Source organism: Enterobacter sp. RHBSTW-00901 (genome assembly GCF_014103115.1).
Taxonomy (GTDB): Bacteria; Pseudomonadota; Gammaproteobacteria; order Enterobacterales; family Enterobacteriaceae; genus Enterobacter; species Enterobacter cloacae_P.
In genome coordinates this window covers 1,956,387-1,982,970 of the sequence record NZ_JABXPB010000001.1, presented here as the reverse complement: position 1 = coordinate 1,982,970, position 26,584 = coordinate 1,956,387, and the positions used below count along the sequence as shown (strand labels likewise).

At 48.8% G+C, this 26,584-nt stretch carries 28 protein-coding genes, 1 tRNA gene and 2 pseudogenes; 17 read left to right on the top strand and 14 right to left on the bottom strand.

From position 1 onward, the window contains the following. The first annotated feature begins 5 nt into the window (after nt 1-5). Nucleotides 6-1,523, top strand: coding sequence for a lysine--tRNA ligase (lysS, locus tag HV318_RS09485; protein WP_182272549.1), 1,518 nt, complete (start codon nt 6-8; stop codon nt 1,521-1,523). Between the two features lie 38 nt (nt 1,524-1,561). On the opposite strand, the gene idi is transcribed toward lysS, so the two are convergent. Further along, the gene (gene idi, locus HV318_RS09480; RefSeq protein ID WP_182272548.1) at nt 1,562-2,104 is read right to left on the bottom strand and encodes an isopentenyl-diphosphate Delta-isomerase; all 543 of its coding nucleotides are present in this window, start codon (nt 2,102-2,104) and stop codon (nt 1,562-1,564) included. A 184-nt stretch (nt 2,105-2,288) separates the two neighbouring features. Between idi and actS the strand changes: the two genes are divergently transcribed. The 4 genes from actS to HV318_RS09460 all read left to right on the top strand — a co-directional run bounded on the left by actS (nt 2,289) and on the right by HV318_RS09460 (nt 4,331). Continuing rightward, the gene (gene actS / locus HV318_RS09475; RefSeq protein WP_182272547.1) at nt 2,289-3,038 is read left to right on the top strand and encodes an amidase activator ActS; all 750 of its coding nucleotides are present in this window, start codon (nt 2,289-2,291) and stop codon (nt 3,036-3,038) included. A gap of 80 nt (nt 3,039-3,118) precedes the next feature. Next, nucleotides 3,119-3,192 (top strand) — tRNA-Gly (locus tag HV318_RS09470). 542 nt (nt 3,193-3,734) lie between these two features. Further along, a complete protein-coding gene (locus HV318_RS09465; protein WP_182272546.1) occupies nt 3,735-4,061 on the top strand; it encodes a hypothetical protein in 327 nt (108 codons plus the stop codon). A 9-nt stretch (nt 4,062-4,070) separates the two neighbouring features. Then, nucleotides 4,071-4,331, top strand: coding sequence for a hypothetical protein (locus HV318_RS09460; protein ID WP_182272545.1), 261 nt, complete (start codon nt 4,071-4,073; stop codon nt 4,329-4,331). A gap of 28 nt (nt 4,332-4,359) precedes the next feature. On the opposite strand, the gene yecR is transcribed toward HV318_RS09460, so the two are convergent. The 4 genes from yecR to HV318_RS09440 all read right to left on the bottom strand — a co-directional run bounded on the left by yecR (nt 4,360) and on the right by HV318_RS09440 (nt 5,907). Then, the gene (yecR, locus tag HV318_RS09455; RefSeq protein ID WP_072034176.1) at nt 4,360-4,680 is read right to left on the bottom strand and encodes a YecR family lipoprotein; all 321 of its coding nucleotides are present in this window, start codon (nt 4,678-4,680) and stop codon (nt 4,360-4,362) included. A 92-nt stretch (nt 4,681-4,772) separates the two neighbouring features. Next, nucleotides 4,773-5,000, bottom strand: a complete 228-nt coding sequence (locus HV318_RS09450) for a hypothetical protein (protein WP_249421799.1) — start codon at nt 4,998-5,000, stop codon at nt 4,773-4,775. A gap of 129 nt (nt 5,001-5,129) precedes the next feature. Then, complete coding sequence (locus HV318_RS09445) at nt 5,130-5,336, bottom strand: hypothetical protein (protein WP_182272543.1); 207 nt, start codon at nt 5,334-5,336, stop codon at nt 5,130-5,132. 10 nt (nt 5,337-5,346) lie between these two features. Then, a complete protein-coding gene (locus HV318_RS09440) occupies nt 5,347-5,907 on the bottom strand; it encodes a tyrosine-type recombinase/integrase (RefSeq protein ID WP_182272542.1) in 561 nt (186 codons plus the stop codon). A 1,628-nt stretch (nt 5,908-7,535) separates the two neighbouring features. Here HV318_RS09440 and HV318_RS09435 point away from each other — a divergent pair. From HV318_RS09435 to HV318_RS09390, 10 genes are all read left to right on the top strand, one after another. Next, nucleotides 7,536-7,694, top strand: coding sequence for a hypothetical protein (locus HV318_RS09435; RefSeq protein WP_039271878.1), 159 nt, complete (start codon nt 7,536-7,538; stop codon nt 7,692-7,694). Further along, nucleotides 7,660-9,117, top strand: a complete 1,458-nt coding sequence (locus tag HV318_RS09430) for a DEAD/DEAH box helicase family protein (protein WP_182272541.1) — start codon at nt 7,660-7,662, stop codon at nt 9,115-9,117. Before HV318_RS09435 ends, HV318_RS09430 begins: the two co-directional genes overlap by 35 nt. A gap of 405 nt (nt 9,118-9,522) precedes the next feature. Continuing rightward, nucleotides 9,523-9,906, top strand: a complete 384-nt coding sequence (locus tag HV318_RS09425; protein WP_249421798.1) for a hypothetical protein — start codon at nt 9,523-9,525, stop codon at nt 9,904-9,906. Beyond that, complete coding sequence (locus HV318_RS09420; protein ID WP_182272540.1) at nt 9,899-10,237, top strand: hypothetical protein; 339 nt, start codon at nt 9,899-9,901, stop codon at nt 10,235-10,237. The genes HV318_RS09425 and HV318_RS09420 overlap by 8 nt, the downstream gene beginning before the upstream one ends. A 629-nt stretch (nt 10,238-10,866) precedes the next feature. Then, nucleotides 10,867-11,082 (top strand): hypothetical protein, encoded by a 216-nt coding sequence (locus tag HV318_RS09415; RefSeq protein ID WP_063134504.1) that lies wholly within the window; start codon nt 10,867-10,869, stop codon nt 11,080-11,082. After that, nucleotides 11,079-11,438, top strand: coding sequence for a hypothetical protein (locus HV318_RS09410; protein ID WP_033801631.1), 360 nt, complete (start codon nt 11,079-11,081; stop codon nt 11,436-11,438). The genes HV318_RS09415 and HV318_RS09410 overlap by 4 nt, the downstream gene beginning before the upstream one ends. 16 nt (nt 11,439-11,454) lie before the next feature. Next, nucleotides 11,455-12,486, top strand: a complete 1,032-nt coding sequence (locus HV318_RS09405) for a major capsid protein (protein ID WP_060614978.1) — start codon at nt 11,455-11,457, stop codon at nt 12,484-12,486. A 115-nt stretch (nt 12,487-12,601) separates the two neighbouring features. Next, nucleotides 12,602-12,802: an uL22 family ribosomal protein gene (locus HV318_RS09400; RefSeq protein ID WP_249421797.1), complete on the top strand. Its 201-nt coding sequence runs from the start codon at nt 12,602-12,604 to the stop codon at nt 12,800-12,802. A 2-nt stretch (nt 12,803-12,804) separates the two neighbouring features. Continuing rightward, the gene (locus HV318_RS09395) at nt 12,805-14,673 is read left to right on the top strand and encodes a hypothetical protein (RefSeq protein ID WP_182272539.1); all 1,869 of its coding nucleotides are present in this window, start codon (nt 12,805-12,807) and stop codon (nt 14,671-14,673) included. A 28-nt stretch (nt 14,674-14,701) separates the two neighbouring features. After that, the gene (locus HV318_RS09390; RefSeq protein WP_182272538.1) at nt 14,702-15,376 is read left to right on the top strand and encodes a phage baseplate protein; all 675 of its coding nucleotides are present in this window, start codon (nt 14,702-14,704) and stop codon (nt 15,374-15,376) included. Between the two features lie 5 nt (nt 15,377-15,381). Here HV318_RS09390 and HV318_RS09385 read toward each other — a convergent pair whose 3' ends face one another. Beyond that, nucleotides 15,382-16,617: a tyrosine-type recombinase/integrase gene (locus HV318_RS09385; RefSeq protein WP_182272537.1), complete on the bottom strand. Its 1,236-nt coding sequence runs from the start codon at nt 16,615-16,617 to the stop codon at nt 15,382-15,384. Nucleotides 16,618-17,010: 393 nt separating this feature from the next. On the opposite strand from HV318_RS09385, the gene HV318_RS09380 reads away from it, so the two are divergent. Together HV318_RS09380 and HV318_RS09375 are read left to right on the top strand one after the other, a co-directional pair. Further along, entirely contained in the window at nt 17,011-17,337 is a 327-nt protein-coding gene (locus tag HV318_RS09380) for a hypothetical protein (RefSeq protein ID WP_182272536.1), read from the top strand. Between the two features lie 86 nt (nt 17,338-17,423). Beyond that, nucleotides 17,424-18,535 (top strand): IS3 family transposase gene (locus tag HV318_RS09375; RefSeq protein WP_524537203.1). Its coding sequence is split into 2 segments (ribosomal slippage): nt 17,424-17,685 and nt 17,685-18,535, totalling 1,113 coding nucleotides; the frame shifts between segments, so codons are not numbered across the junction. Between the two features lie 204 nt (nt 18,536-18,739). Here HV318_RS09375 and HV318_RS09370 read toward each other — a convergent pair. The 8 genes and pseudogenes from HV318_RS09370 to HV318_RS09340 form a co-directional block, all read right to left on the bottom strand. Further along, a pseudogene (locus HV318_RS09370) lies at nt 18,740-19,300 on the bottom strand (transposase). Between the two features lie 1,172 nt (nt 19,301-20,472). Next, nucleotides 20,473-21,738 (bottom strand): annotated as a pseudogene (locus HV318_RS24505) (VENN motif pre-toxin domain-containing protein); the annotation flags it as partial. Nucleotides 21,739-21,825: 87 nt separating this feature from the next. Next, nucleotides 21,826-22,056, bottom strand: coding sequence for a DUF6911 family protein (locus tag HV318_RS24500; protein WP_524537202.1), 231 nt, complete (start codon nt 22,054-22,056; stop codon nt 21,826-21,828). Continuing rightward, nucleotides 22,037-23,068, bottom strand: a complete 1,032-nt coding sequence (locus tag HV318_RS09360) for an IS630-like element ISEc33 family transposase (protein ID WP_001395480.1) — start codon at nt 23,066-23,068, stop codon at nt 22,037-22,039. The genes HV318_RS24500 and HV318_RS09360 overlap by 20 nt, the downstream gene beginning before the upstream one ends. A gap of 83 nt (nt 23,069-23,151) precedes the next feature. After that, on the bottom strand, nt 23,152-23,382 hold the full coding sequence (locus HV318_RS09355; RefSeq protein ID WP_182272534.1) for a DUF6911 family protein: 231 nt from the start codon (nt 23,380-23,382) through the stop codon (nt 23,152-23,154). Beyond that, on the bottom strand, nt 23,372-23,629 hold the full coding sequence (locus tag HV318_RS09350; protein WP_182272533.1) for a cytidine deaminase-like fold-containing protein: 258 nt from the start codon (nt 23,627-23,629) through the stop codon (nt 23,372-23,374). Before HV318_RS09350 ends, HV318_RS09355 begins: the two co-directional genes overlap by 11 nt. A 78-nt stretch (nt 23,630-23,707) precedes the next feature. Further along, nucleotides 23,708-24,778: an ABC transporter ATP-binding protein gene (locus HV318_RS09345; RefSeq protein ID WP_182272532.1), complete on the bottom strand. Its 1,071-nt coding sequence runs from the start codon at nt 24,776-24,778 to the stop codon at nt 23,708-23,710. Then, nucleotides 24,771-26,540, bottom strand: coding sequence for an ABC transporter permease (locus tag HV318_RS09340; RefSeq protein ID WP_182272531.1), 1,770 nt, complete (start codon nt 26,538-26,540; stop codon nt 24,771-24,773). The genes HV318_RS09345 and HV318_RS09340 overlap by 8 nt, the downstream gene beginning before the upstream one ends. Nucleotides 26,541-26,584: the final 44 nt, after the last annotated feature.

Here is a 26,584-nt window from a genome sequence, read left to right as displayed (position 1 = left end):
CCAAAATGTCTGAACAACAAGCACAGGGCGCTGACGTAGTAGTTGATCTTAACAACGAACTGAAAACCCGCCGCGAGAAGCTGGCTGCACTGCGTGAGCAGGGCGTGCCGTTCCCGAACGATTTTCGTCGTGACCACACCTCAGACCAATTGCACGCAGATTTCGGCAGTAAAGAGAACGAAGAGCTGGAAGCACTGAACGTTGAAGTGTCCGTGGCTGGCCGTATGATGACCCGTCGTATCATGGGTAAAGCCTCTTTCGTCACGCTGCAGGACGTGGGTGGCCGTATTCAGCTGTACGTGTCCCGTGACGACCTGCCGGAAGGCGTCTACAACGAGCAGTTCAAGAAATGGGACCTGGGCGATATCCTGGGTGCGAAAGGTAAGCTGTTCAAAACCAAGACCGGTGAACTGTCTATCCACTGCACCGAGCTGCGTTTGCTGACCAAAGCGCTGCGCCCGCTGCCGGACAAATTCCACGGTCTGCAGGATCAGGAAGCACGCTACCGTCAGCGTTACCTGGATCTCATCTCTAACGATGAATCCCGCAAGACCTTCAAAATTCGCTCCCAGATTATGGCGGGTATCCGTCAGTTCATGGTTAACCGCGATTTTATGGAAGTAGAAACCCCGATGATGCAGGTGATCCCTGGCGGCGCGTCTGCGCGTCCGTTTATCACCCATCACAACGCCCTGGACCTGGACATGTACCTGCGTATCGCGCCGGAACTGTACCTGAAGCGTCTGGTTGTGGGTGGTTTCGACCGCGTATTTGAAATCAACCGTAACTTCCGTAACGAAGGCATCTCCGTTCGCCATAACCCAGAGTTCACCATGATGGAACTCTATATGGCGTATGCAGATTACAAAGATCTGATCGAGCTGACCGAATCCCTGTTCCGTACCCTGGCGCAGGACGTTCTGGGTACCACTGAAGTGCCTTACGGTGAAGAGGTCTTCGATTTCGGTAAGCCGTTCGTCAAACTGACCATGCGCGAAGCGATCAAGAAATACCGTCCAGAAACCGACATGGCTGACCTGGATAACTTCGGTTCTGCGAAAGCGATCGCCGAAAGCATCGGTATCAAAGTTGAGAAGAGCTGGGGTCTGGGCCGTATCGTGACCGAGATCTTCGAAGAAGTGGCAGAAGCACACCTGATTCAGCCAACCTTCATCACCGAATACCCGGCTGAAGTCTCTCCGCTGGCGCGTCGTAATGACGTGAACCCGGAAATTACCGATCGCTTTGAATTCTTCATCGGTGGCCGCGAAATCGGCAACGGCTTTAGCGAGCTGAACGATGCAGAAGATCAGGCGCAGCGTTTCCAGGACCAGGTTGATGCGAAAGCGGCAGGGGACGACGAAGCGATGTTCTTCGACGAAGACTACGTGACCGCGCTGGAGCACGGTCTGCCGCCAACAGCAGGTCTGGGTATTGGTATCGACCGTATGGTTATGCTGTTCACCAACAGCCATACCATTCGTGATGTGATCCTGTTCCCGGCGATGCGTCCGGTGAAATAAGTCGTTAAGATGTCAAAAAAGCCCCGAAAGGGGCTTTTTTATTGCGCCGCGAAGGCTCTGAGCGCCTCGCGGGCGGTTGTGGCTTCCATGACCATCCACGGGCTAAAGGCCCACGGAGTGGCATCCAGCGCGCGGAACAACGCTTCCAGCTCAACCCACTGATATTCCATCACCTCATCGCGATTTATTGTCACATTGTTCGTGATGCGGGCTGCGAATACCGGGCAAATCTCGTTTTCAACGATCCCGGATGGATCAGATTCCCGATAACGAAACTCCGGTGCGACGGGGGTGATATCTGTGATTTCTGCGCCCACTTCAAAGCGGCAGCGACGGATAACCGCCTGTGTTGTTTCTTCGCCGGACTGCGGGTGACCACAGACGGAGTTTGTCCAGACGCCCGGCCAGGCTTTCTTGCTTAATGCGCGGCGGGTGATCAGACATTCACCTTTGGCATTAAACAGCCAGGAGGAGAAAGCCAGATGCAGCGGGGTATGCGAGGTGTGTGCGGCGTATTTTTCCTGAGTGCCAAGCACCAGTCCCTGGTCATCTACCAAAATAACGTGTTCTTGAATACTCATTCTTGCTCCAGTACAAGGACCGCCGGGTAGTGCTGCACTTATTCAGACCCGCACTACCATCAGCGGCATTATTATACTGCATTCTTAATACGAACACTTTGACCCGCAGAGCGGAAAAGGGAATGACCCATATCAGTTTCGGCTGCTATCATAGTGCGCCATTCACGCTGACCGAGGATCTGTTTTGTTTGCAGGAAGCCTGACTCGAAACCCCATCACTGCCGTTTTCTGCCTGACGCTGGCGCTACTTCTGGCGGGATGCTCGGGAAGTAAATCTTCGGATATGGGCAGCTATTCCGGAGCGGTGTATACCGTGAAGCGTGGTGATACGCTGTACCGTATTTCGCGTATGACGGGCACCAGCGTGAAAGATATTGCGTGGATGAACAATATCCCGGCACCGTACACCCTCGAAGTGGGGCAACAGCTCAGGGTTAACGGTAGTTCTTCCTCTTCAGCCAAAAAATCAACCACCTCAAAAGGTAAGACCGCCAAAGTCACGCCATCCTATGCGGTACCGCAGTCCTCCTGGCCACCGGTCGGGCAGCGCTGCTGGATCTGGCCTGCCAGTGGCAAAGTGGTGGTGCCATACTCATTGTCTGAAGGTGGTAACAAAGGTATTGATATCGCGGCAGCGCGCGGCACGCCGGTCTACGCATCCGGCGCGGGAAAGGTGGTCTACGTTGGTAACCAGCTGCGCGGGTACGGTAATCTGATCATGATTAAACATGGTGAAGATTACATCACTGCTTATGCCCACAACGATACGATGCTGGTCAATAATGGGCAGAACGTGAAGGCAGGGCAGAAGATTGCGACAATGGGGAGTACCGGTACAGACTCGGTAAAGCTGCACTTCCAGATTCGCTATAAGGCGACGGCCATCGATCCACAGCGTTATCTTCCTGCGCCCGGCAGTAAACCGAAGTGCTAAGTGATTATTTAATCGCCACTTAGTTATGCAGAGGCTTGTCTGAAGACGCGTAAGGTCTATAATGCTTTACGCACCTCAAAGCGGGCGTAGTTCAATGGTAGAACGAGAGCTTCCCAAGCTCTATACGAGGGTTCGATTCCCTTCGCCCGCTCCAGAATCTCCCCAGGTGGAACCGTTCGAAAAACTCCGGTTCTTTCAGCATGTTACGCAGTAGTGCTTACTAACATGCTTAGGCGTTCTACCATAGTTCACTACTTTGAGACTTGTCACGAATGGTTACTCGGTGAAATGAGAGTGTAGCTAATCGTCGGCGGTGGTTTCAAGTTCTTACCGCGATAGTCCAACAATGAACGCAAAGCCTACACCAGGCAGCGACGGATCGCACTTCTCATAACCTTACAGTGAAGCGCATTTTTGCCGATGCTCCCACATGCCACACGTCGCGATGACGTTGCAGGGAATAAACAGGTTTTATGGTGGTGTTCGTACCTGCACACGAAATGCAGGCTCTGCCAGCGGTTCGGCCTCGCTCCTTCGGGTACATGGTCATCCTGATAAACTTCATTGTCTGACATATCCTGATGTTGTCGCCTAACGGCTCCGCACGTTGTCTTACCACCAACGGGCATTAAGGCTTGTATTGTCCAAAATCTGCGCTACGCTACCTTTGATTACCCACAGCAAAGGATAAATAAGATGGAAAAAGAACACTTTAAGGCTCATGTTCAGTATGACGACTGGAAGGGAAGCGTTGCAGCAGACAGCGCTGATCAGGAAGACTTTAGCGACTTTCTGAGAGGCAAAGGGGTATTAAAAGCAGGTGAGATTGTGAAAGGCATTTCCTTCTACTCAGCAGAGCGTTTCTTTGATGTTGAAGCATTTGTTTCAGACGATGAACATGGGTTAAGAAGGGAAAAAGTCAAAATGACGCTTGAGGAGTTTTTCAAAACCTTCAAACGTTTTTCAGTCAAGATTTCTCGCAATGGGGAACTTGATGATCAAGAAATCGAGTTCAAAGAGTAAGGAATCATTATGAGCATTTACTTTAATGAACATGGCAGCGCGATTGGATACCAGGTAGAGGGGCGTTGGACGATCAAGGGGGATTATTTGCAGGTGAACCATGGCCCCAACATTCCAGGCGGTTTATACAAAATCAACGATAACAAAGTGAAATTCCCATTCGATTACAAAGAAGCGGAAGGAGTGATCGACACAGAGAAACTCACTTTCACCGTGAATGGTCAAGCGTACCCAATGAGGAAAATGAAAACGAATCCGTGGGATGTATAGCGGTAAAGGGGGACTATGCCCCCTTATGTTATTTCTTTAAGTCACCAGTACATTGATACTCCATAGTGACCATTGTTTCCATACATCCGCTTGAGGATGGTTGAGAACAAACTGAGGTATAGCCACCGAATGGCTCAGCACCAGAATAGCCCCATGCAGCGCAACGCTGTGCTGCTGCTTGAGCGCCTTGCTGAACGTTCACTTTAGGGGATTCGAACATCCCGAAGGAATAGCTCATTTTTACAGTCCCATCGGCCTTACTACCACCAGTCGGAACCAATTGTTTCTGTACAGCACACCCAGAGAGAAGCAGAGTTGTAGCTACCAACACTAATAAACCTTTACGCATAGAAATCATCCCGATTGATTGTTTTATTTAAAAGCGCTTGCAATCTTAAAACATAATTTCATTAAGATTAAGTGGATTCTGATTGCTGTTTGTCACGAATTGGGGAGTTGCCTTAAGGTATTGAGCCATTGCATCAGTAATTTAAGTTGGCTTCCTGTCATAGCTGGTACTTTAACCGCTTGACCTCGTTCTACGTTGCACAGCGCGAGCGCTAACGCCATAATGCTGCTGTTCTGCATTTCCTTCTCTCCGTTGGGAATGTTGAATACGGCGGGGGCGGGCTTCTTGGTGGTTGGCTGCCCCTGCCACTTGTTGATCAACTGCTTTCCTAAGATTGGTTGGTAACAGGTGACGCTGTATTGTCGTCCCTGCAAACTTCACTACCCGCGTATAAACGCACACCGTAGCCCCGTTCCGCATAAAGCTAATGATCGGCTCTTCCTCTTTTTTCACTCTTCCGAATCCTCTGTATTGAAGGTTTTCGCATACGGACATTTCCCCTTAGTTACGAAAGTGAACAGGTAATTGCTGTTCTGGTATGTGCAGAACGTTTTCCCATTCTCCGTCTGTTCCTCCTCTGGGTGAGTCATCGTAATTTGTCCGGCATTCGCCAGGACTGGCATTACTGTTAGCGTCAGCACAAGCAAGCGTTTCATGCGTATCTCCTTATAAGTCCATCTCATTGATCACACGGCTAACGGCTTGCTTGTCTAAATCCAGATAGCGCCTGGTGTCGGTGATGTTGCTGTGATTAAGCACGGTCATAGCTAACGCGATGTTGTTTGCAGAGCGCTTGTAAATGGCATTGCCGCCAGCTTTGCGGAAGCTGTGCGCCGATACAGTGCCATGAATCCCGATAGCTTTCGCGGCTTCTGCGATTTGCTTGCTCACTTCTTCGCGTCGTACTGGTGCTTGCTTGTTCATCGAGCGGTTGCGCTGGCTCCTGAACACATGCACATCATGCGGAAACTCAGCACGGCGACGTGCGATCATCTGCACCACAGGAGCCGGAAGGGTGAGGGCTTTGCGCTTCCCTGTCTTCTGCTCTTCTATGTCAATCTCACCGTTGATCACTTCGTCGAAGCGTAACGCGACGGCATCCCCCACACGCAGTACGGCGGCTTGCATCATTAACGTAACGTCAGCTATCAGGCTCTTGTTATGTGCGTTGAGCCACTCCCTGATCGCTTTGGCTTGCTGTTCGTCTAACACTATTGCTCTGTTCAATTTACCCTCCTGTAAAGTCACACATCTAAACCGATGAAATAAACATTATGATCAATTTCAGTAAGTTGCAAGATAAATGATCAAAAGTTGATCTTTGTTGTGTGTGGTAAATGGCGCGGTTGTGTCCAGTGCTGAACGCAAAGAAGCACGGCCTCCTGTTCGAAATTCGAACCATTTTTAAATATCTTTAACAAAATCATGAGGTTGGCATTTATAAACATGTGTTTGAACATTGCCAAATCCTCAACTCTGCACGAAGAACGGCGGCAACAGCGGAACATCACACTACCAATGCTTGTGTGTGGTTATTGTCTATCTAATTGATTTAAAGATGATAAATGTAGATCCGTTAGGCGAGGGCGGCGCTAACCTGCCTTTATGCACTGATTATGCGGAGTTTATGCACTTGAAACTGATTGCGTAATAAAATGATTAGAATGCTAATCAATTGGCGGATTTTGGCATTGTAAATCAGCGGAGTAATCTTTCGAGAATACTCGTTCAGTACATTGCACCTACCATGAAAGTGTACATTGTGGACAATGATCGCTGTGAGCCGCACGGCGCAAGGCTTTCGTATAAGTGATGAAACATACTTTGAAAGTGAGAAAGGCGCTCAGAGAGCGTTACAGGCTGGTTATTTAGGATGGAATAAGCATTGCTATACCTGGTATTTAGAATGTATTTAGCGTGGGATTTTTCCGGCGCTATGGAGGCGAGTATTCGCGATTAACACGCAATCATGAGTGAAACGAGGGATGTAGGGTTAATTCTCCATAAAGTGAACTGTACAATTTGATATGCGCGTGATCAGCGCATGGAAGATAGCTACACAGGAGAGTTACCTTTGCATAGAGTTATTGTTGAGAAGTGTTTCTCCTGTTAAAGATAACTTGTCATGTTCGCTTCACTCACTGACAGAAACCAACTACTAACTACCCTTAATTAAATTAAGGTTATTAATTATCTCTCTTATGTTCTCGTATTCCTTGAACATACATCATTGTGCAAGATGATCATGAACAGATACTTTTTCATGCAACATTCACCCGCTGATCGCTGGTTCATTGTGAGCCTACACTTTCCGAAGGTATCAAAATAAATGTAAAAGGGTTTATCATTTAAAATGATACCCCCTCTTACGTGATACCCTCGTAATCAGCTTGATTGTGCAAATGGCGTAGCCATAAGATCGGCTCACTCGCATGAAGAGCCGGAAATGATACCCTCCCTTGAGTTGCCATCTTCTCAACTCACAAAAGTGATTGACATGAAATTTATTTTGTGATAGGGATTGACAGGTGGGTAGGAAAAATGTTATAGTACCCATATCGCATAAAACTTTATCCACATAATCCAATCAACGCACTTCGAAACCATCAGGTTTGCGAGGTGTTTTTGTTAATACACCTAACCAAGGAGACTCAATATTGAGATATTTCGACGTTGAAGACACACTTCAACAATTAAAAGATGGAACTACCACCCGTTACCACATCCAAGCATTACGTAATTCCTGCCGCGCTCGTGGATATCAGGAACGGGAAGATTTCTTCACCGAAGTATTGAAGCGATGGGATACAATCCGCGCTTCTACAACCGAACAGACCAAATAGAAGGAATAGAAAATGAAAATCAACTTCACCCCTGAGACTTATCAGGCGCTGATCGCGCGTGCCAATCGTGAAAATAAAGCCGCCGCCGCACTGGTGAGCGAATTAATAACAACAGTCCTTAACAAAGAGGAAACCAATGAACCAAAGAAGAAAAGTAATAACCTACGTTGATGCAATTTGCGGATCTGGAAAGTCCACCACGTTACAGCACTACATCAAGTCAAGTTTATTAACAAATTCCGAAGCAATTCCCCCTCGTTATCTTCTCGTGATGCCAACACATGAATTATGTGGACAGGTGAGGGAAGAACTCACAGGACGGCGGGTTAAGAGTTTCCATGTGGACACCGAAACAGAAGCGGTAAATCTCCTAATTTCCACCCTGGAATACGATTTCCAGCATTCGGTTATTATCTGCACACATCAATGCTTTATTCATTATTGTTATCGTGCAGCGCTTGAAACGGAACTTCAAAACCTTCTCCGTAATTTCAGTATATTTGTTGATGAAATCCCTGATGCAATGTTTGGCGCTTACATCAAAGTGCAGCATACAAATCGGACGGAACAAAATTTCCCATTCCTGGATTGGCTGGAAGAGCGCGACGGATTGTTATTCCTGAGTGAGGATAAGCGTGAAGATTTCTACGCATACTGGCATGAAAAACAGTCGAGTGGAGTTGAGTTAAAGCGCCTACTTTGGGCGATAATGCAGGGTGCAGGACTTCTCTACGAAGAGAATAAACACCTGTTTGCTTTCACTGCTTCACCAATTATCAGATCTGTAGAATGGGCTGAACAACTTACACTCTTAGGTGCTGGCTCTTCTCGGAGCTTGTTTGTCTGGGCTGCTGAACATCTGACGAAATACGAAGTTGAGGAAGCTGGTGAAGATTTACAGCCGCCACTTGAAAGACGTAAACATAAGCGTGTACTGATCTCCCTGGTCGCCGTATGTGAAAACAGATGCACCTTGACAGCATTACAGAAAGTGTTTCACGAACATCTCCAGGAAATCATCCAGCGCGTGCCTGGTGAATTCATCTTTGCCACTAACAGAGATAAATCCCTGTGTCAGTTTACTACGATAGGGGATGAAATTCTTACCGATGCTTCCCGTGGTATCCGTGTTTCAATGGCTTCCTATGGACTGAACCATTACCAGCACATACACAATGCTGTATTTCTCGGATGCAGTAATCTTGATCGAGATTTCCAGGGTAAATGGCGGCAGTATGCGGAGATTAACGGATGGGATGTGGAAGAATTTGAACAGAAGCAACGCGCCGCGATGAACTATGAACGGTGCTACCAGTTTATTAGCCGTACATCTATCCGTAATGCTGACACTGATCACCCTCTGGCGTTCGTAGTGCCGGATCTGGCAACTGCTGAATACATCAAAGAGCATTATTTCCCTGGTGCAAAGATTGAATGTCTGAAATTTGGGAAAGTGAGAAAGAGACGCGATACAAGTAAAGGCGACAACACCCGCGCCGAGGTGCAGAAACATAAAGCCAGTGGGCTTACTCAGAAAGAAACTCAAGAAGTTATGAATGTTGGAATAGCAACAATCAAACGAAACTGGAACTAATCAGGAGACCTAATTGATACAATATATAAAACTGAACAACACAAACCAGATACAGATCAACGATAGCGGGAAGGGTGTTTATTATGCGCTTATTTGGTTCTGGAAAGGAAGGAAAACCAAAATTTCCTACAGCGAGCTATCTGATAAATCCGGTGTAAGTGATAACGGGATCAGATTCTGGCTTCGTGCGCTGCGCAACATTGGTGTGATTGAGATAGACGATGAAAGCCATTATCTATCATTCACGCTGAAACACATCGAACGAGACAATGTAGAATTCATCTACACTAATTTCTGAAACACACAATCGGGAAACTTTATGATTACTGCTTTATGTTGGTTCACCATATTCTATGGCGTTTACGTTATAACCAGACAAGGAGTTTCCCTCTCTACGAGGAATGAATGGGACGAAAAGAACGAAATCCAATTAAACGGATAGAACAAGCAACACGCATCAGCAAACGTAAATACACCTCTTCTCTACAAGACCTCGCACGAGAGTCTATTCCTGATGAGATGGTGACAACTATTAAAGAATATCCCGCAGTAGTACCAACTGGATTAGAGTTTGAACTATTGCAGGATGTTCTATCGTCAACGGATGACGTTTATTACAAACCACGATGCAGACGCGAATATATTATAGATAGTAGCCATCTCAAGAAATGGCAAATAGCAGGATTTGAACATTACGCCGATTATATTGGGTATTGTCAAACCTGGGGACTATCCCAGCACACACAAGACTTTGATATTCTCTTTGACGACAAGGAAAACAATGAATAATAAAACTATGGACACCGTGAACACCCTAATTAACTCCTTCCACGACAACTGGCATTTACCAACCTTACAGCTTGTTAATGCAGCGTGGCGTGAGAGAACGCCCTCCGCGCTTCTGGAAGCGGTGCAATACACTGAACAGGCAATCACCGCCCTTGAACATCTGCAAACGTCTGTAGCTCGTTTGGTGCAGCGTGACGGCAGTACGATCACACCAGAAGATGCGTGGCGTGTAGCTAATGACCTTGAGGAGCTGGCTTGCTCTCTGCAATACATCACTGTTGAACTCGGAGAGCTTGCCATCCAGATCGCGGAAGAATGTGCCTTAACATAAAAGTTACGAAATGTCTTGACAATATGTGCTATATGTGTCATAATGAGTTATAGGGTAAGTATTCGAATCACTTCACCCTCGTATGTCAATACGCACTCCTTGAGAATGCCGTTCCCATAGCGGCATTCTCTCCCTCTGAATGCTATTTCTGAAAGTGTTGGTTCTTTCCTCTTTGTCTTGTTTAGTTCCGAAGGAATGCGCGGGATGTAATATCTCGTTGTGTTGGTATTGCATCGCAATCACCGCGCATCTCCGACTTTTTCAGAAAGGGCATTCGCTCTTTACTCATTCATTCCGTTAGGATGAATGTAGTAATCTCTTATTACTTTTCCAGTGGTGATATTGAGATTCCATTCCCACTTCTCGCCATGACAGAAGGGCTTCTGTTTTGAAGTGGGGCAATGACGGGCGATCCTACTTCTGTTATTCGTAACAGTTGCGCCCTTCATTTTTTCAAGAAACCATTCTTTAACATCATAATCCTCCGAAACGAAAATGATTTTAACAGAATGCTTTCTAACAAGGGCATATTCTCCAGGGGCTTAATCGCCCCTTTTTAACAATCTGCATGTAACACTTCCGTTATTAATGGAAGGATGAACGCAGTTATAACGCGAAGGAACAACACAATGTTTCTATTAAACAATCGCGACCGAATCCTAAAATACAAATCCGAAGTGATTCAAGTTAATCCTGAGTTAATAGCTAAAGTGGCTGAAATGGCAGGATGTACCGTTGAAGAAATTGAAAAAGCTGTAGACCAGTATTTCCCTTCTGAGGACACACCTCAACTTAGTATGCAGGAACGGATCGCAATCAAATCCAAGGAAATCAAACAACAATGATTGTAGACCTAACCGAACTTTTCCCAATTCGTAAGAGTTTCACTGACGTAGTGAGCTACGCCACTGATTCTTTTGCAGTCGTAGAAGGCCGTGTTTTCGACCTGCCAGCAGATATTGAATGCGGCGATGTTATCGGCGCTGATGGCGCTCTATACACCTCCGGCGATGATGCCTTTGTGGTGGTAAGTGATTTCGTGAGTGCTGGCGACGGTAAAACCGTGAATGTCCTACGTGCGCCTAATGTTGGTAGCTTCGTAGCACTGAAAGCCGACAACCTGCACGCAGCTAATCACGCCGCAGCTATCACCACGCTCGAATCCAAAGGGTTCGTATGCCGTCCATTCTTCACCTCTTAATCAAGGAAGATAAATAATGAGTAAAATCGCAATTGGGCGTGAGATGGTCGATTTAGCGCCAATCTTCCAGGCTCTGCCGGAACGTAACTATCTTATGAATGCCCTCGACCTATTTGATGGGGTAGGTGTTCAGAATCCGAAAGTGGTGGTGACACAGCTTCTGGATGATAACTACAGCCTGTTTAACACCCCGCAGAGCCGTTATTCATCAAACCACGACACTACCGCGCGTCAGAATGGGAAAGAATACCTTATCGAGATTCCTTGGTTTGCAAGGGAAGATGAGTTTAAACCTGTAGACGTACAAGGCCGCAGAGTGCAGGGAACGGACTACGAGCAAACCGTTACCGACCTGTACACCGAATACACTGGCAAACATAAGATTGCTTATCTGCGTACCCGTGAGTCTTACCTGGCCCGTGCTCTGTTCAAAGGTGAAGTTTATACGCCTGCAACTGATGACCTACTGATCTCTTATGCTGAACTGTTCGGTGTGGTGCCAATGACAGCCAGCGTGAGCACAGCGACAGCGGCACAGGATTTTGATGCGATCTTAGACAAAGTTCAGGCTGCCGCAGGTGGATTGGCTGGACAGATTGAACGAGTGATCGTATTCGCTAAACCTGCTGCATTTAGCCAGATTCGCTTCTCTGACAGTATGTCTAAGGCGTTCCAGTATGTAGCGCCATATGATGACCGTAACCTATTCTACCAGCGTCACGAGCTTCTCCCTGGTGTTAGTACGTTTAGTCTGCCTGGTGCGCCGATCGACATTGTTAAAGTGACAGATCCGCTGATCCTTGCACAGATGCCGGACGATGCCGACATGGTGGCGGTTCCGGTGTTCAGTAAAGGCACAAATGCTTATCAGAACATCTACGGCGCTGCCTCTGGTAACTTCGCGCTGATCGATGCAGCACCTGCTGAATACTACTCTTGGGGCTACCTGAGCGAGCGCGGCGATGCTTACCACGTTATGCACGAAAACAGCGCATTACCAGTGAACCATGCGTTAGGTATGCAGGTGAAGATCACCATCACTGCTTAATGAGCAAGCGGGAGCCTGACCCGCTGGAAATAATCAGGCTTTTGAATAGGGCGTGTGAACGTTGGGAACATCTCCCCAGTGTTCCCGCCCTTTTTTATTTCCAGAATGAGGAAAGATGAAATTGGAACTTATCCTAAAGAGTCGAGGCTTGCACTTACAACTAAATGATACAAGTGCAGAGCAACTACTCAATTTAGCAGCCGTATCGAGAGCACTTGATGTGAGCTATTCACATTTAAGACAACTTATTTTCAAAGGAATGAGTGTATCAGATGCACTTAATTATCTTGTGAACGAAAAGAAAGGGTGTGAATAATCATGCTTGAAATTCAGACCAGTAAAATTAATAACACCGTGACATTCAGCGTTGATCGTAATTCAATGAAGGAAGCTATGGACGCTTTCGACCAAATTCAGAAGAAAGCCAAAGGCATTAAAGACCCCACGTTGAATATGAAAAAATTCAGCCAGGGGCTAAAGTCTGCTGAAAGAGAATTAGATAAGCTGAATAAGAAAGCGTCAAAGCCACGTAATAGCGATGAACGAGAAAAGGCAAGGGCAGCTAAGGCGCAAGTCCGTGTAGAGGCTCAAGCAGCGAAAGAGGCCGCAAGAAACGCACAGCGCCGTGAACGGGCTTCGCTAAAATTGCTCGATACAGCTTCGAGTTTCAAAAATATGCAGCACCTTACCAATGTTGAACTTACACAGGCAGCGCTTGCAGCGTCACGGATCACCAAAGCCTATGCAGCAGGAACTATCTCTCTACAAAGACAGAACAGCGAGATCAAACGACTCCAGCAGAGCTACAGACGCATTAACGCAGAGCGTAGGGCAGCAGCGAAGGCGGGAGGGGCTAACGCTCCTGGTGGCGGTGGTAAGGCTACAGGGGCTATCTCTGGCTCTCTAATGGGCTTAGGCACTGGTGCGCTTGCTGGCGCTGGGATTGGTGCGGCGGCTTATGGCGCTTATTCATGGGGGAAAGAGGCTGTAACAGCACAGGAAGAGCGTAGCGAGATTGTGCAGCGTGCCAGATTAGGGAACGTTGATTACAACGCGCTACAAGCACAAAGCCAGTATGCGACGGCTAACGGGATCGACTCAGGAATGGGCATTCAGGGAATGAGGAAACTCCTTGATAATTATAAGGATATTCAAGATCGCATTGGTCAAACTCTCAATGAGGCTAAATACGATAAGAAATCTGGTCAATACAAAGGTGGAGATCAGGGGATTCTGTCAGCGGTGAACACTGCCGGATTCACTTTGAAAGATTTGCAATCCTACCAAAAGAACCCGATGGGCTTCGTCTCTGCCTATACCAATACGTTAGAGAAGCAGGGCAAATCACCAGAGCAAATCCTCGCATCGTTGGAACAGTTAGGTGATGACCTGGGCCTATACCATAAAGCGTTTATGAATGGTGGTAAGGCTCTCACTGATCAGGTGGACGTGCTCAAGCGTAACGGGCAATGGTTGAACCAGGAGCAGCAAGATCAGCTTGTAGCCTATCGCAAGTTTAATCAGGAAATGGACATTCTCAACGATAGCCAGAAGTTGGCCTTCTTTGAAGGTTTCATGGAGTCTCTCGACCCTGCGACGGTGAAAGAGTTTAAGGAAGCGATGCAGGAGGCGTTACCCTTCTTCAAGGGGGCAGGGGCAGCAGCCGGTGATCTTGTATCCGGCCTGATGAAGCTAACCAACTGGATCACAGGTAAGCTGAATCTCCTGAATGGGGATAACACCTCTAAAGAAGCTGTTAGCCAGCATTACGGCACTACGTCAGCACCTGTACAGGCTGGAAGTAACCCTGTGGCTAACGCCTATGGAGCCAGCCAACCGAATCAGGACGGCACACATCAGCCTAATGTGTTCGATACGTTCCATGATTGGTGGAACGGGACAAGCAACGCTAAAGACGTTAGCAGCTACGCGCAGAGCACCAACGGAAATTACTCTCCTGTTTCGATGTTGAAACAGAGTGCAGCAGCGCCAGCTAAGCCAGCCAGTGCTCCGATCATGCAGCCTGTGGTGTTGCAGAATCAGCTACCGGAAGGGCTTATTCATCTAACTATTTCCCCTGATCCAACGTTTGGAAACATGCTTAATGCTACCGTTGATCAGCGTATCAATGACAATAATCAGCGTATGGTGCTGGCTGTTTCATCTGGACAAGGGGCGGGGGGCTAATGTCCCTCTTTATAAGGAATAAAATAAAATGGCAACACCAGGAAGTTTAACAATCGGTGGCGATTCCTCCCGAATCAATTCAACTCAGAACAGTAATAACAGCAGTGCTACGCGTAATAAAGGTGAAAACGGATTCACTATTCTTGCTTCTGTTTATAATCCAGCTTCTGATAGCTACATTCAAAACTATCAGGCGATAGTGTTTGATGCCGTGACAGACACGGGAATACGCAGACAGGCGGAAATTACAAGCTATCCCGTTGAGAGCGGGGCAGAAGTGAGCGATCACGTTCAGATTAAGAATAATACATTCAAGCTATCTGGGATTATTACCGAAACTCCGGTAAGGCTTGAGAAAGATTTATTATACAGTGCTGGCGTTAATGGTACTCGTATTTCTCAGGCTATCCAGTATCTTGATAAAATATTTGATGGTCGTCAGCCTATTACATTAGTGACAGAGCACAAAGTGTACGAGAATGTTATTCTCTCGGGCATCTCCTACGATTATAAATCTGAATACGCGATGCAATTCGATCTTGAATTTGAACAGATCAGACTTGTTAGCACTGCTACAGTTAATGTAATTGCTACTAAAACGCAGGGGAATAAATCTGTAGGCGGTACGGTGAAACAAAGGGTGGTGAACAATGCACCTAAGAAAACCGAAGGTGATACGGTTACTACGGAGTTTAAGAAATAAGGGGCTTACGCCCCTTTTTTCGTTTCTGGAAAGATGATTTCTGGATAATCCACCATTTCCACATAGTCGGATAGCTCTTTCATGGAACACCCCGCGCTGTAGGTCTTGAATGCTTCTGTAGAAGCGGCTTGTGAAGAGTGCCCCGTGATGTAGCCTATACGCTGTTCGGGTACTCCGGCACGGTCAAGACACGTGATAAAATGCCCCCTCAAACTGTGAAAGCATTGGCGGTCTGTAGCCATAGGCACTACGCGACGCCGTAAGCGGGTGAATGCTTGGGAATAGAATGGTCCTTTCTTACCGTCTTTGCGTTCAATCTTGTTAGCCTGTGGTAACAAGAAATCTCCAGTGTTCAAACTCAGATAATAATCCACCATGCCGATCAGAAAAGCGTGGATAGGGATGTGTCTGATACCAGCTTTCGTCTTGGATTTGCTAATGTAGAAAGTACGTATCCCTTCCACCATAACGATCTCTTCTTTCTTCAAGCTGGCTATTTCGTCCAGCCTTGCACCAGAGAATAAACCGATCAGAATAACTGCACGTAGCTCTTCGTCTGCTTCGTTGAGTAGTGTAGATAGCTGATGCCATTCAAACGGCTGATAGCTTTCAATGGTGCGCCGGGCTTCAAGGTTGTGACCATGAAACGGATTTAGGGGGGCTATAGCGTCATAGCGGCGTTTGGCGAACTCGTAGAGGCTACCTAACGATGTAAGCCAGTTTTGCACCGTCTGGGGTGCTACATCGCGTTTCTGCTGTTCTTCTATGAAGTCTGTAACTAATCGGCGTCCAATCTGATCCAGACTGATATCAACTTTCCCAATACTCTGGAGAAACACTTCTACCGCTCGCGCCGATTTGCTCAATGTGGACAGTGAACGCCGATCTCGGTAAGCGGTGGCGTATTCGTCACGTAATAGGCATAAGTGAGGAATAGAACTTGCTCGTTCCTCAATCAGTGGCTTGTTTTTGTTCTTTCGGATCTGAGAGTGCAGGGAAGTGATCGCAAGCTGAATGCGCCTATCCTCCGTATCCGGCTTGAACTGTTCTTTCAGGTTGTTCCACTCTACCAGCATGTGATTGCGGAAGTGACGCGCCTTGTAAATGTCTCTCGTGCCTGTACTTTTCCTGTAAAGACGCTTACCGCCGAACATGTGGCGCATGTATGCCGGAACGTAGATCTGAAACTGCCAAACGCCGTCCGGTGAAAGATAAAGATACTCCTGGCCCTTGATTGTCATGAGACTGATCCTCTAAAATCTCGCAATCAAGTATCAATAATAGTTACTATGTTGATTCGATGATCGTCGCGTTGCGGAAATTATGAAACAGAGTTTCGATTCCCTTCGCCCGCTCCAGAATTCCCCTAACTTTATTTTCCCATTCGCCCAGGAACAAAAAACGATACAATTTCGGTGCAACTGGCGCGGTATCTTTGTTTCGCGAAAGAGCTTCCCGTCTGCTTTGCTCATAGCTTGAAATTATTGTATTTCGACCATTTTTAATCTTCCGCAGGCATTGGGCGAGCAGACCATGCTGATTCCATTGACAATCCTTTACTGGCGTTAATAGTTTTGCGTATCTTGCCCGCCGAAAATATTCGCGCGACTGGTTGAGGGCTTACCGTTGCTGTAGTGAGTATCCTGACCATTAAAAATATTGGCCCGACTGCTAGACTGGGTGCCGTCGTTGTAATGGGTATCCTGACCGCCAAAAATATTGGCTCTACTGCTGGATTTTTTGCCATCGCTGTAATTCGTATCCTGTCCACCAAAGATATTCGCTCTGCTGGTTGCCTTCCTTCCGTCGCTGTAAGTGATATCCTGTCCGCCGAAAATATTGGCCCGACTGCTGGATGTTGTGCCATCGTCATAGCGACAGTCCTGCCCATCAAAAATATTGGCTCGGCAACTATCCGCCATAGCAGTATTCAACGAACCCGCAAAAATAATAAATACTAAAACCCACTGTAAGTATCCCGGTAAAACGACCCATTCACTTTTAGAGATCTTCCGACATACTGATTATGTCCCCTGAGGAGGTCGCTATGCGCAAGATCCGATTCACTGAACACCAGATCATCGCCGTGCTGAAGTCCGTCGAAGCCGGACGAACCGTCAAAGATGTGTGCCGGGAGGCCGCGATATCCGAAGCCAGCTATTACAACTGGAAGGCGAAATATGGCGGGATGGAAGCGGCCGATATTAAAAAAATCAAAGATCTGGAAGATGAGAATCGAAGGCTTAAACAGATGTTTGCTGATCTTAGCCTTGAGTGCCGGGCACTTAAAGACGTCATCGAAAAAAAGCTTTAAAACCAGCGATAAAGCGTGAACTCGTCAGCTATCTGACGGCGCAATTTGCCATGAGTTTACGCCAGGCCTGCAGGACGTTATCGCTGAGCAGGACAGTGTATTTTTATCGGCCCGATACCCGGCGTGATGAACCGGTGATCCATGCACTGACTGAACTGGCTGAACGCTATCCGCGCTACGGTTTTAAGAAGCTGTTCCAGCTGCTGCGCAGGCAGGGCAATACCTGGAACCATAAGCGCGTTCACCGGATTTACTGCCTGCTGAAACTGAATTTTCGTCGCAAGGGAAAACAGCGGCTGCCAGTGCGTAATCCAGCACCACTGGCGACGCCGCAAGCGCTAAACCAGAGCTGGTCCATCGATTTTATGCATGACGCGCTGCTTTGCGGCAGACGCTTCCGGACCTTCAATGTGGTGGATGATTTTAACCGTGAAGCACTGGCGATAGAAATCGACCTGAATATCCCGGCTCAGCGAGTCATCCGGGTGTTGGACAGGATCGTAGCAAATCGCGGCTACCCGCTGAAGATGCGGATGGACAACGGGCCAGAACTGGTCTCACTGGCGCTGGCACAATGGGCCGAAGAACATGGCGTGCAGCTCGAATTTATCAAGCCGGGTAAACCAACACAGAATGCTTTTATCGAACGGTTCAACCGGACATACCGGACAGAAATTCTGGATTTTTACCTGTTCAGAACACTGAATGAAGCACGGGAAATTACCGAGCGCTGGCTGATGGAATATAACAACGAGCGGCCTCATGAATCCCTGAACAACCTTACTCCGGAAGAGTACCGGCTGATGGCTGAAAAACCGGAAATCTCAAAAAGTGCGTGGAACTAAAACAGGTGTGCTTACACCACGTCTTAGCGTTCATGGCTATTCTCTGAAAATGAATGGGAGCAACGGTAGCTATACTATGCCTGATAGTGTAACGCGGGAGGTTATGTTGTCCTAATTTTCGCAACAAAATGTGGGCACTACATCGGTGAGGCTTTGTTGAATAAATAAGATTCCGTGCGAACGTCCTTGTTGCGGGTCGGATTATCAGGCATCACGCACGCTTTCTGGCATACCTGCCTTCGTCATTTTGTTCAGTGCACGTACCATGGCCAGAGCCTCTGCAACCTGACCATCGTAGTCACGTAATGTCAGTGAACCTCCGAACAGCTGTGATACATGGCCGTTTCCGCTATAGCGCGACGGTAATATTCCGTTGTCCATTTCCACCGTGCATTGCTTCCGCTCAGCCGCTGATTAGTAACAGCACGGTTGCGGTCCGCATACTCATCTGGCCAACGCAGCGGAACGCCCATCAGGGTAAAAATGGAATCAATGAAGCCCTGTGCAGCCCGCAGGGTCAGCCGGAATACGCGTTTAATCACCAGAACGGTAGTGATGGCAAGGTCAGAATAGCGCTGAGGTCTTCCGCGTGCTGAAGGCGGGCGGTGTCATACCACGCCTTAATTGTTTCATCGTCCAGCCAGAAAGTCATGGAGCCACGGTTGATACGCGCTTTGTTATAGGTGTGCCAGTTGGTGATTCTGATCTTCTGCTTTGCCACGGGACTGCTTGCGTTGTCAGGGAATGCGTAATCGGATCCTTCAACTCAGCAAAAGTTTGATTTATTCAACAAAGCCCCTTCTGAGCCTGTTGTTTCTGGCTCAGATAGTTATTCTCAACAACAACCAAGCCCTATGATTTGTATTTTTTCATTTTCAAGAATAAATTCACAAAAAACATGAGCGTACCAAAAACAACCCCATTGAAAAAACTAAAGTTAAAGTCATCAAGGAAATTAGTAATCGAATAAGAAGGCCAATGTCCTTCTATCAGTAAAACAGGCAATCTGCTAAACACTGAAACTAAAACACATCCGGCTAAAATGGTGACGAAACCCATAAGTAAAAAAAGAAGAAAGTAAAAAAGTATTTTTTTCATTTCAGTTTCCCCTTGGCATAATCTTCGCCTGCTTTTCCCGCTCTCTCAGATAGATAGCCACCTGCTATTACTGGTAATTGGTTTACTTTAGGTGGCTCTATTATTGATGGCATTCTCGAATTTTGATAATCTTTAAATCCATTACTCCAAGGATTCCATACCTTATTATCAACCTTCTGAACACCCAACCCAAACAAATAACCTAACGTAGCCCCACCTGCAGCCCCGATCATAGGCACAGTTGGACTCTTACCATCAATAAGACTACTTATCCCTGCTCCTGCGGTGCTCACTGCTGTAGTTCCAACATATTTCATACCAGTTGTAGCTGCTCCAGTTATCATTGCTGTGATAAGACTATTCGGGCTAAATACCTCACTTGGATCATTATGGATATTGTACGCCTGAGACGTGGCGTTTGCGATTCCACTTGTAGCCGCTGAAACACCTCTTGTTGCTAATGTTGAACTGCCAATCAAGTCCGCAACAGCAGGAGCAACGGCACGACCAAGAATCGGTATTGAAAGAGAAATCGTTGCGATAGCTGCTTTAGGTATGTTGTTTGATCGCTGCATCTCGTCATAGTTATCAATCACTGGCGACAGCTGATTAATGCTGTACTGTGCCAGTTGCTTACAATCTGCATCACAACCCGGTGATTGCATTAGCTGGATAAGGTCATCCTGTTGTTTAACAAGATAATCCTTACTGATCTGTGTGTTCAGCGCTTTTTGCTGTTGAGCCGCATCCGCTTTGCTCGCAACATCCACCAGTTTCTTACGCTCTTCATCCGTTGATGCCGATTTATATTTCTCAAGCCATGAGGTGGTCTGGTCAGCGCTGAGATAATTATTCTCAACCGCATTCTTCCCGGCACTGGCCCCGGCCGCAGCACCCGCCGTATTTCCCCCGGCAATCCCGCCAGCCATGCCCGCTGAAACAGTCGCCAGCGTACTCACGGTTTGCTTCTGGTCTTCCGTCAGCTTCGACGGGTCTGTGTCCGGATAGAGCTGTCTGGCAATCGCTGTCGCTACCAGTTCTCCGGATGCCGCCCCCACTGCGCCCGCCGCGGCACTGTTGCCCTGAAGGGCTGCGGTTACGCCGCCGAGGATGGCATGGGCAATCGCTTTTGCCGCCGTGTTGTCATCGATGCCTGCATGGTGGCCGATGATGTTCGCCAGTTCCGGTGCTGAAGCGCCCGCCAGCGCGCCCCCGATATTGCCGCCCGCCAGTCCCTGCAGCGCTGCCGTGGCCGCCTGGATACCACGCTGCATGTTGCTGCCGGTTCCGTACGTCACCATCACCTCTTTGTATGCCTGCGTGTCACGCAACTCCGCAAGATAGTTCTGGCGTTCTTTTTCTGTCGCGTTTGCGGGGAGTGTTGTGCCGGATGCTTTCTGGGCCGCTTTCAGCCCGTTCAGGTCACCCTGAGTCCTGGCAATATCCGCCACCTGGCTGCCAATATCGCTGATCATCCCGACTGCTTTCAGGCGGTTCTGCTCTTTCTCCTTGTCGAAGATCGGGCTGATGCTGTCGTTGGCATGTTCGGTGTCGCGGCTCAAATCGGCCACGTCCTGCTTCTGGTTTACCTTGTCGCGGAGGGTGAGGGTGCCTTCTGCCACGGCGGCCTGTGTGGTACCTTCCGCATGGCCTTTGTTGCCAGCGGCGGAGATCATGCCACCCGGCAGGTTGCCCTTGAATTTATCCCCGAAGCTACCGCCGCCGCTCAGGCTGATACCGGAGTGCGAGGTTTTAAAGTCGGCTTCGTTGTGGATGTCGCTGAAGCCCAGCGTCCCGGTATCGAGGCTGTTTTTGTCCGGTGTGGCGGTGGAGGCGATAACCGCACCGTCAAGCTGGGTGTGATGACCCACGGTGATATCGAAGCCGCCGTCCCCGGCATACAGCCCGGTTTGTTCGGCAACGGAATCAAAGCGGCTCTTCATCTTGTCCTGGCTGGCGTTGATATAGCCTGAACCGGACATGGTGCCGAAGGTGAAGCTGCCACCCGCAGCAACGCTGGTCTGCTTGCCGTCATAGTCATTGTTGTTCTGCTGACTGCGCATCAGCAGATCGTGACCGACATCTGCCACGATTTTATTGCCGTTACCGGAACACCGGGAACAGGCACCGCAAACGTATTATTCTCAACAACTACAGCACCACAAGTGATGCTGTAGTCTGGGATTTATACATCAATTAAGAAGTTCCGTTGATACGTTGCCAATATCGAAGAACTCTTTAAAGACCCTGACAACAAGATCAAAATCTTTTGTCAGTTGTCGCTCAGGCCAGTAATCCCCATAAATCTGTATTTTTTTCTCCATACCAGATTTCGATTTATCCCAATAGGAACGAACCGTTAAATCAGATTCCGAGCACTCTAAATAGCTGCGCCTAATACCGCTACACTTTTGCCTGACCATGTTTTCCTCCGGGGAATGGGCTGGCGGTTTCCATAAAATGGCGGACCTTTTTCAGTAACTGCCACATTGAGCGGCACTGATGATTACGGGTTATCGTGTCATGAAGTGCCTGCCATAGCCGTTCCACATGATTCACCCACGGCGAGTAAACCGGCTGGTAAATTACCCTGAACTTGGGATTTGCTTTCAACCAGCGCTGTGTTTCGCGGCTTTTATGGATAATGTAGTTATCAACGATCAGCGTGATTGTTTTCGCCCGCCGGTAAGTGGCTTTCAGGTGCTTTAGCAGAGCGATAAACAGCGCTGAACTTTTGCTGTTGCCGCCCACGTAGCTGACTTTACCCGTGCCACTGTGCAGTGCGCCGGCCAGATAGTATTTTTCGTTCTGCCCCGGCGTCACTACCCGTTTCTGCTGTCCGCGCAACTGCCAGTCCGCACCGATTTTAGGATTAAGGTGGATATCCACTTCATCTTCATAAAATACCGGATGCTCTGCGCTGCATTCATCCAGCGCTTTGTGGATTACCGCCATCTTTTCATCTTTATGTGGGTCACGGATACGCAGAGTTGGCGCGGCCCTGCGCCATACAAGCCCCGCAGATGGCAACCAGCGGCGAACGGTTCCTGCATGTAACTGGCAACCGGTTATCTCATTGATTTTTATTGCCAGTAATTCGGTGCTCCAGCGTGAACGTTGATAACCAAAATCGCCGGGAGAATGCTTTATCAGCTCACGTAACAGGGTGCAGATATGTTCAAAAGGCCAGCGTCGGGAGCGCCCTGCGGGTAAGGATTTCAGGCCTTCAATACCTGAGTGCGTAAACCAGTTAATCCAGCGACCAACGGATGAACGGGCACAACAGAGAGTTCTGGCAACATCGCTGACCCGTTCACCCCGATGAAGCATTAGCATGGCCGTGAGTCTGCGGGCATGATTTTTATCACGCGTTTTATGAATAGCTTTCTGCATCAGGCGTCGTTCGCCACGGGGTATTGGTACTATGATCGGCATCGCTCAGTCCGGTTGGTGATTTTGGTTGGTTTGGCGATTGATCAGATCGCACAATCCGGGCTGAGTTCCCTTTCAGTGATCTACTATTCCGCGCAGCTATTTAGTAACGTCAAGAGATAGAAGCCATCATCTGTAGATACTTCTAAATTCATCGGCCCAATATCAGGTTCGGGGACAATGCGGAGTCTTACACCACCTGTATCCCCCCTCAATTTCATCAGGAATTCTTCTACATCATTCCACTTGGGGCCACGAACCCGTGAAAAAGAGTTTCTGGCGTACAGATAGAAATCGACTTCAAACTCATCTTTCATAAGTTTCTTTCCTGGTGAGTTTTTTCATCCCTTTTTCCCAATACAAAGTATCTCCGCTTTTCTCTTCAAAAATAGTAAGCGATTTCAAGCCAGATTTTTCAGCCATACTTTTTATATCGCTGAGACAGTAACCGCAAACTGGCTTACCAAATACTTTCATTTCCATGCTACGACCCGTTGTCATACCCTGCTCGTAGGCTTGTTGGATAGTACCAACTTCAGCATGAGCGGTAGCATCAGGCAACACAACTGGTCGATGTGTAAGTATCCCGGTAATAGCGCTATAAAAAAGGCTGCATTACGCAGCCTTTTTTGGGGAACCCATTCAGTTCTTCGGGAAAATCCAGACGTGTTTTGCTGGCAGTGATAAATGACAATGCTGCGGGTCGCGAACGTCGTGGCCATAGGCGCGGATCACAAAGTCATCGCCTGCCGTGCGGAACAAGTATTCCCAGCGGTCACCCAGATACATGCTGGTGAGCAGCGGCAGTTCAAGCTGATTTTCACCCGGGCCGTCCACCACCTCGACGCGCTCGACGCGGATCACCGCGGTGGCCTCCTGACCGTTTTGCACGCCTTCACCGGCCTGCCCCCACAATACCCAGTCTTTTCCCTCAATGCGTGCTTTGCCATCGCGCACCTCTGTCACTTTGCCGTGCAGGCGGTTATTGCTGCCCATAAATTCTGCCGTAAACAGGGTCTTTGGCGAACCGTACATCTCCTGCGGTGTGCCTTGCTGCTCAATCTTGCCGTTGTTGAGCAGCAGAATGCGGTCGGAAATGGACATCGCTTCATTCTGGTCGTGCGTCACCATCAGTGCGGATAAGCCCAGCTTGATAATTAACTCCCGCAGGAACACGCGGGCCTCTTCACGCAGCTTGGCGTCGAGGTTAGAGAGTGGTTCATCCAGCAGGATCACCGGTGGGTTGTAAACCAGGGCCCGGCCAATCGCCACGCGCTGCTGTTGTCCACCGGAAAGCTGGTGTGGGTGACGTTTACCAAGATGACCTAACCCAAGTTGATCCAGCACATCCTGTACCCGCTGGTTGATCTCTTTGGTTGCGACTTTACGCAGTTTTAACGGATAGGCCACGTTCTCAAAAACGGTTTTGTGCGGCCACAGCGCGTAGGACTGAAATACCAGCCCCAGATTACGCTCTTCCGCCGGAATTTCGCTGCGCGGCGTGCCGTCGTAAACTTTGTTTTTGCCAATCACAATTGATCCCTGAGTCGGCTTTTCCAGCCCTGCCACCGCGCGCAGCAGGGTGGTTTTCCCGCTGCCCGATGGCCCCAGCAGAGAGACCACTTCACCGCGCTTCAGGTTCATGGAAACGCCTTTCAGCACCGGGTTGTCGCCGTAGGTTAAGTGCAGGTTGTCGACCGCTAATTCAATCATGTAATTTGACTCCGAAACGAAGGGCAATGCCCAGACCTACCACGACCAGCAGGATATTAATAAAGGAGAGCGCTGCCACGATATCAATGGCACCAGCTGCCCACAGTGAAACCAGCATTGAACCAATGGTTTCCGTACCGGGAGAAAGCAGGTACACGCCCGTTGAGTATTCGCGTTCAAAGATCAGGAACATCAGCAGCCAGGAACCGATAAGACCGTAGCGGGACAGCGGAATGGTCACGTGGCGCGTAATTTGCCCGCGCGTTGCTCCTGTACTGCGGGCGGCCTCTTCAAGCTCTGGCCCTACCTGTAACAGCGTGGAGGAGATAAGCCTCAGTCCGTATGCCATCCACACCACGGTGTAGGCCAGCCAGACGCTGAAAATGGTGCTGCGTAATGAGCGCAGCCAGACGATCAGGTTTTCGCGCATCCAGTCAGACCAGACGAACCCGGAAAGCCAGCCTGATTTCAGCGAGTTATCCAGCCACATCGGCAGGAACAGGAAGACCCACAGGAAAGCCAGACCCGCGAGCAGGCCTGGAACCGCGCGCGGCACCAGTACGCTGTAATCAAGAAAGCGCGTGGTATTGTCCGGTTTGCGGTGCATTGCGATGCCAACAAACAGGTAGCACGCCACGGCCAGCGCGCCGCCAATCACGCCGATAGACATTGAGTTGACGATGGCGCGTAACAGGTTCGGTTGTGCCCAGATGGTGCGGAAGGTATCGAGTGAAAGCTCATCCCACAGCGAAACACCCACCCCCCAGTTAGAGATAAACGCGCGCAACACCACGCCAAGCAGGGGGACACCGATAGTCACGGTCAGCCAGGCGGCCACCACTGCGCCGGCCACCCAGCGCCATTTACCCAGCGGTAAGGCACGCGCCTGCGACGCTTTCCCTTTCATGGTCACGAAGCGGTTGGCGGTACGCATCAGACGACGCTGCAGCATAACCAGTGGAATAGTGATACAAATCAGCACCACGGCAACCGCTGCCATCAGGTGATAGGACGGGGTACCGAGCTTGTTGGTGAGCTGGTACAAATAGGTTGCCAGCACCATGTTGCCTTCCGGATCGCCGAGCACCAGCATCAGGCCGAAGACTTCCAGCCCAAGGAAGAACAACAGCACGATGGCATACAGAATCGACGGGCGCACCATCGGTAAGCTGACGGACATCATCACCTGTAAAGGTGATGCCCCCGCAGTGCGTGCGGCCTCTTCGACATCGGAACCTACGCTGCGCAGCGCGGAAGAGATATAGAGATAGGCGTGTGGAACATGCGTCAGGCCCGCAATGACCACGATGCTCGACATGTCGTAGATATTCCACGGGACAAAGCCAATCAGCGCTTGCGCCCACAGGGATAAGAAACCCACCGGACCTGCCGCCACCACATAGCCAAACCCCAGCACCATCGGTGAAACAAAAATCGGCACCAGGATCAGCGGCTCAATCAGACGACGGCCAGGTAAATCGGTACGTACCATCAGAAAGGCCAGCACACCGCCCAATGGGATGGCGATGACGACCAGGCCAAAGGCGAGAATAAAACCACTTTTCAGTGCCTTATAAAAATCAGGGTCGGTGAAAATAAAGCCAAATGACTCAAGGCTCCACTCTTTTGCCGGAGAAAAGAACGGGGCGGATAAAAAGCTCTGTATCACGATAAACGACAAAGGCACGTAGATAACCAGTGCGGTTATCAACACGACAATACCGCGCGGCAGGCTTTGCCATTTTCTGTGTAATGTATTCATGGGGATATCCCTGGTGTTGCAGCCCAGAAAAATGAACTCAGGTC